This is a genomic window from Streptomyces sp. WELS2, assembly GCF_013870595.1.
In the GTDB taxonomy this organism is placed as follows: domain Bacteria; phylum Actinomycetota; class Actinomycetes; order Streptomycetales; family Streptomycetaceae; genus Streptomyces.
Window position 1 is genome coordinate 1 of record NZ_JACBWZ010000405.1, and the last position, 5,576, is coordinate 5,576.

General features: G+C 74.1%; 7 protein-coding genes. 1 reads left to right on the forward strand and 6 read right to left on the reverse strand.

Annotated elements, in window-relative coordinates; all coding sequences use genetic code 11:
* Together cbiE and cobM are read right to left on the reverse strand one after the other, a co-directional pair.
* Positions 1 to 456, reverse strand: a 456-nt coding sequence (cbiE, locus tag H5J33_RS21685) for a precorrin-6y C5,15-methyltransferase (decarboxylating) subunit CbiE (protein ID WP_181796586.1), incomplete at its 3' end; no start/stop codon positions are given.
* Positions 453 to 1,271, reverse strand: a complete 819-nt coding sequence (cobM, locus tag H5J33_RS21690; RefSeq protein ID WP_181796587.1) for a precorrin-4 C(11)-methyltransferase — start codon at positions 1,269 to 1,271, stop codon at positions 453 to 455. The genes cbiE and cobM, both read right to left, overlap by 4 nt.
* 82 nt (positions 1,272 to 1,353) lie before the next feature.
* Here cobM and H5J33_RS21695 point away from each other — a divergent pair, with 82 nt between their 5' ends.
* Positions 1,354 to 2,277, forward strand: a complete 924-nt coding sequence (locus H5J33_RS21695) for a ZIP family metal transporter (RefSeq protein ID WP_181796588.1) — start codon at positions 1,354 to 1,356, stop codon at positions 2,275 to 2,277.
* Between the two features lie 11 nt (positions 2,278 to 2,288).
* Here the strand turns inward: H5J33_RS21695 and cobI are convergent, their stop codons facing one another.
* The 4 genes from cobI to H5J33_RS21715 all read right to left on the reverse strand — a co-directional run.
* A complete protein-coding gene (gene cobI / locus H5J33_RS21700) occupies positions 2,289 to 3,020 on the reverse strand; it encodes a precorrin-2 C(20)-methyltransferase (protein ID WP_181796589.1) in 732 nt (243 codons plus the stop codon).
* Positions 3,017 to 4,366 (reverse strand): cobyrinate a,c-diamide synthase, encoded by a 1,350-nt coding sequence (locus H5J33_RS21705; RefSeq protein ID WP_181796590.1) that lies wholly within the window; start codon positions 4,364 to 4,366, stop codon positions 3,017 to 3,019. The genes cobI and H5J33_RS21705 overlap by 4 nt, the downstream gene beginning before the upstream one ends.
* Positions 4,363 to 4,962, reverse strand: a complete 600-nt coding sequence (gene cobO / locus H5J33_RS21710) for a cob(I)yrinic acid a,c-diamide adenosyltransferase (RefSeq protein ID WP_181796591.1) — start codon at positions 4,960 to 4,962, stop codon at positions 4,363 to 4,365. Before cobO ends, H5J33_RS21705 begins: the two co-directional genes overlap by 4 nt.
* Positions 4,962 to 5,576, reverse strand: a 615-nt coding sequence (locus H5J33_RS21715; protein ID WP_258565278.1) for a VWA domain-containing protein, incomplete at its 5' end; no start/stop codon positions are given. The genes H5J33_RS21715 and cobO, both read right to left, overlap by 1 nt.

The window sequence follows — 5,576 nt, forward strand, 5'->3', positions numbered from 1 at the left end:
CGCGCCCAGCTCGGCCGGCCCGGCCCCGGGACCGGTCAGCACCGCCACCTTCGGCCGCGCCCGGCACACGTTCACCGCCGTCCGCAGCTCACGGCCGTGCGCGCTCACCACCACCGCGTCGTCCCAGGGCAGCCCGATCCGGGCGAACGCCGTCGCCACCGACGACACCCCCGGCCGCACATCCAGCAGCCCGGCACCGAACCGCTCCGCCAGCGCGCGCACGATCCCGAAGAACCCCGGGTCCCCGGAGGCCAGCACCACCACCGGCAGCTCCTTGCCGACGTACTCCGCGATGGTGTCCAGCGCGGGCGCGAGCGGTCCGAGCACCACGCGCTCCGCCCCCTCGGGCAGCGCTGCGGCGTCCAGGTGCCGCCGGCCGCCGACCACCAGCGCGGCCCCGGCGAGCAGATCCGGGCCGGCCGGCGTCCCGGTCCCGGTACCGACGACCGTGATCAACTCTTCGCCCTCTGCTCCCGCAGCGCCCGCCGCGCCTCGGGGTCGGCCTTGCGGTAGCCGTGGAAGTGCCCCGGGTGGTACAGGTGCGAGCGGGTGCCGTGCGCGTCCAGCGCCGGACCGACCAGGAACAGCGTGTGCTTCCAGAGCCTGTGCTCCTTGACCGTCTCCTCCAGCGTGCCGATCGTGCACTTCACGACCAGCTCCTCCGGCCAGGTCGCCTGATAGGCCACCACCACCGGCGTCGAGGTGGGGTAGCCGCCCTCCAGCAGCTCCCGCACCAGCTGCCCGCTGCGCGCCGCCGACAGGAAGACGGCCATGGTGGTGCCGTGCCGGGCGAACTCGCGCACCTCCTCGCCGGGCGGCATCGGCGTCTTGCCGCCGCCCAGCCGGGTCAGCACCACGGACTGCGCGACCTCCGGGATCGTCAGCTCCCGCTGCGCCAGCGCGGCCACCGCGGAGAACGACGACACGCCCGGTACGACCTCGGTCGCGATGCCGATCTCCCGGCAGCGGTCCAGCTGCTCCTGCGTGCCGCCCCACAGCGCCGGGTCACCGGAGTGGATACGGGCGACCTTCAGCCCCTCCTCGAACGCACGTCGGTACACCGCGACGACGTCCTCCAGCGACATGGCCGCCGAGTCCAGGATCTCGGCCCCCTCGCGCGCGTGCTCGAGGACCTCCGCCTGGACCAGGCTCGCGGCCCAGATCACGACGTCGGCCTCGGCGATGGCCCGCGCGGCCCGGAACGTCAGCAGGTCGGCGGCGCCGGGGCCGGCACCGACGAAGGTCACCTTGCCGGTGGTGACATCGGCCATGGAAATCGGTCCTCTCCTACGAGTACTGCGGTGACTGCCGTCGGACGTGCGGGAACCCGGGTCGATCCGATAGCAAGGGCGTATGGCGGTCTTCGTCGCGCTCGGCGCGTTCCTGATGACGCTGGCCGGCGGCTGGACGGCACAGCGCGTGACCGACCGCCGTCACCTGGTGCTGGGCCTGGCCGGCGGGCTGATGCTCGGCGTGGTCGGCCTCGACCTGCTGCCCGAGGCCCTGCGGGCGGCGGACAGCGAGATCCACGGCGTCCCGGCCGCACTGCTGCTGTTCGTGGCCGGCTTCCTCCTCGCCCATCTGGTGGAACGCCTGCTGGCGGCCCGCCGCACCGCCCACGGGGCGGTCGAACACGCGGTGGTCCAGCGCGGGGTGAGCGAACAGGCGGTGGTCCAGCGTGGGGCGGGCGGACACGGGACGGTCGATCACGACGCGGCCGGGCGCGGACCGGTCGGTCACGACGCGGCCGGACCCAGGCCGGTCGGTCACGACGCACCCGGACACGACGCGGCCGGGCCCGCAGAGGTCGACCACGACACGCCGGGGCACCGGTACCGCAGTCCCGAGGTGGGCCTGACCGCGGCGGCCGCCATGGTGGGGCACAGTCTGATGGACGGTGTGGCGATCGGCGCGTCCTTCCAGGTGGGCGGCGGTATGGGGGCCGCGGTCGCGCTCGCCGTCATCGCCCACGACTTCGCGGACGGCTTCAACACCTTCACCCTCACCCGCCTGTACGGCAACGCCCGCCGCAAGGCCCTCGCCATGCTCTTCGCCGACGCCGTCGCACCCGTTGCCGGAGCCGCCGCGTCCGTGTTCCTCACCATCCCCGAGGACGTCCTCGGCGGGTATCTCGGCCTGTTCGGCGGCGTCCTGCTCTACCTCGCCGCGGCCGAGATCCTCCCCGAGGCGCACCACGCCCACCCCGCCCGCTCGACCCTGCTGTGCACGGTCGCGGGCGCCGCGTTCATCTGGCTGGTGGTGGGCGTCACCGGCTGACCCGGACGGTCTCACAGCTTCCCGCCCCGGCCGCCGTCCCGCCGCGGGGGCGCGATCAGCGTCGACAGGTACGGCAGCGGCGACCCGTCCAGCTCGGCGGCCGGCCGCACCGACTCCTCCGGCAGCCCCAGCGCCGACCCCCACACCGCGTCCGCGAGCCGCCCGGTCTCCTTCAGCGCCTCGGCGACCTCACCGGCCTGCCGCCCGAACTTGTACGCCACCACCGTGCCCGGCCCGGCCAGCGCCTCCTTCAGCACGGCCGCCCCGGCCGTCACCGGCACCAGGGTCAGCGGCTCGGTGCCCTCCGTCAGCACCGCACCCGACCGCGCCGCGAGATCCTGCATCGCGGTGATCCCCGGCACCGTCTCCACGACCACACCCGGCACCAGCTCCACGAGGGTCTGCGCCAGATAGGTGAACGTCGAGTACACGTTCGGGTCACCGATGGTGGCGAACGCGACGCACGCGTGCGCCTCCAGCAGCTCCGCGACCCGCCGCCCGGCCGCGTCCCAGGCCGCCTCCCGGCGCGCCCGGTCGGTCCGCTCGTTCAGCGCGAACACCACCCGCACGATCTTCTCCGCGGGCACGTAGTGCGCCACCGTCGCCTCGGCCCGCCCCCGCTCCCCGGTGTCCATGACGGGCACCACGACCACATCGGCCGACCGCAGGGCGTTGACCCCCTTGACGGTCACCAGCTCCGGATCACCGGGACCGACCCCGACCCCCACCAGCCTGCTGCTCATGACGTCCGGCACCTCTCCACGAACCGACGGGCGACACCGGGCGCGGACGCCCAGTGCGTGTGCAGATAACTCGCGTGCACGCCCTGCTGTACGAAACCTTCGACCCGCCGCACCGGCGCCGTGACCCCCCAGGCGGGAGCGGCACCCGCGCCCGGCTCCACGACCGTGCGGTGGAACTCGTGCCCCCGCATCCGCGTCCCGGCCGCCGCCAGCGCACTGTCGCCCACCGCCACGGCGTCCCGGTAGCCGAGCGTCAGCCGCTCACTCATCCGCGCGGTGGCGTCCAGCACACCGCACATCGGCCTGCCGTCCAGCTCCCGGCACAGATAGAGCAGCCCGGCGCACTCGGCGGCCACGGGGGCGCCGGAGAGGGCCAGTTCGGCGACCGCCTCGCGCAGGGGCTCGTTGGCGGACAGCTCGGCGGCGTACACCTCGGGGAAACCACCGCCGACGACCAACCCCGCCGTGCCGTCCGGCAGCCGCTCGTCGCGGAGCGGATCGAACGTGACGACCTCGGCCCCGGCCGCCGTGAGCAGCTCGGCGTGCTCGGCGTAGGAGAAGGTGAAGGCGGGACCGCCGGCCACGGCGACCACCGCACGCCCCTCCGCCCTGCCGGCGGGCGGTTCCCAGACCGCGTCCGACAGCGGTCCCGCGCTGCTCGCCAGCCGCGACAGGGCGTCGAGATCGCACCCCCGCTCGACCTGCGCGGCCATCGCCGCCACCGCGTCCAGCGCGTCCGCCCGCCGCTCGGCGACCGGCACCAGCCCCAGGTGCCGGGACGGAGTGTCCACCTGGGGAACCCGCCGCAGCACGCCCAGGACCGGCACCCCGGCCGAATCCAGCGCCTCCCTGAGCAGCTCCGCGTGCCGGTCCGAGCCCACCTTGTTCAGGATCACGCCCCCGAGGCGCACCTCCGGATCCCACGAGGCGAACCCGTGCACCAGCGCCGCCACCGACCGCGACTGCGCGGACGCGTCGACCACCAGCACCACCGGCGCCCGCAACAGCTTCGCCACATGCGCGGTGGACGCCAGCTCGCCCTGCCCGGCCGCCCCGTCGTACAGCCCCATCACGCCCTCGACCACGGCCAGGTCACACCCCCGCGCCCCGTGCAGGAACAGCGGAGCGATCAGCTCCGGCCCGCACAGATACGCGTCCAGGTTGCGCCCCGTACGCCCGGTCGCGAGCGCGTGGTACCCCGGGTCGATGTAGTCCGGCCCGACCTTGTGCGGGGACACGGCGAGCCCCCGCGCGGCGAACGCGGCCATCAGCCCCGTGGCGACGGTGGTCTTGCCGCTGCCCGACGAGGGCGCGGCGACGACCAGCCGGGGCACCGACGATGTCACCACTCGATGCCCTTCTGGCCCTTCTGCCCCACGTCCATGGGGTGCTTGACCTTGGACATGTCGGTGACCAGATCGGCGAAGTCCACCAGCTCCCGAGGCGCGTTCCGCCCGGTGATCACCACATGCTGGGTACCGGGCCGGTTCCGCAGCACCTCGATCACCTCGGCGGTGTCCACCCAGCCCCAGTGCATCGGGTACGCGAACTCGTCCAGCACGTACAGCCGGTACGTCTCGGCGGCCAGGTCCCGCTTGACCTGCTCCCAGCCCTCGCGGGCCTTCTCCTCGTTGTCCATCTGGGCATCGCGCTGGACCCACGACCAGCCCTCGCCCATCTTGTGCCAGGCCACCGTCCCGCCCTCACCGGAGGCACCGAGCACCCGCAGCGCGTTCTCCTCGCCGACCTTCCACTTCGCCGACTTGACGAACTGGAACACCCCGATGGGCCACCCCTGGTTCCAGGCGCGCAGCGCGAGCCCGAACGCGGCGGTGGACTTGCCCTTGCCGACGCCCGTGTGCACGACGACCAGCGGACGGTTCCGTCGCTGACGGGTCGTCAGCCCGTCGTCCGGTACGACACTCGGCTGTCCCTGCGGCACTACGCGGCCCTCCTGCCCTGAATACCCTTCACCAGCCCGGCGATCGAGTCCGCCCGCAGCTCGTCCAGCGTCACGGCGGTACCGCCGAGATCGGCGGCGAGCCGCCCGGCGAGCCCGAGCCGCACCGGTCCCGACTCACAGTCCACGACCACCGAGGCGACACCCCCGGCCGCGAACAGCCCGGCGGCCCTGGACGCGAGCAGCACGGGCTCCGGACCGCCCGTGGCCCGCCCGTCCGTCACCACGACCACCAGCGCGCGCCGCGCCGGGTCCCGCAGCCGCTCCACGCGCAGCACCTCGTGCGCCTTGAGCAGCCCGGCCGCCAGCGGCGTACGACCGCCGGTCGGCAGCGACTCCAGCCGCGCGGCGGCGGCGTCCACGGACGAGGTGGGCGGCAGCGCGACCTCCGCCGAGGTGCCCCGGAACGTCACGAGTCCCACCTTGTCCCGCCGCTGGTAGGCGTCCAGCAGCAACGACAGCACGGCACCCTTCACGGCACCCATCCGCTGCCGGGCGGCCATCGAACCGGAGGCGTCGACCACGAAGAGAACGAGGTTGCCCTCACGCCCCTCCCTGACCGCCTGCCGCAGATCGTCCCGCCGCACGACAAGGCC

Excerpts from the sequence above, each read along its gene's own strand:
- cobM (WP_181796587.1), bottom strand. The coding sequence starts at position 1,271 with ATGGCCGATGTCACCACCGGCAAGGTGACCTTCGTCGGTGCCGGCCCC.
- H5J33_RS21695 (WP_181796588.1), top strand. The coding sequence starts at position 1,354 with ATGGCGGTCTTCGTCGCGCTCGGCGCGTTCCTGATGACGCTGGCCGGC.
- cobI (WP_181796589.1), bottom strand. The coding sequence starts at position 3,020 with ATGAGCAGCAGGCTGGTGGGGGTCGGGGTCGGTCCCGGTGATCCGGAG.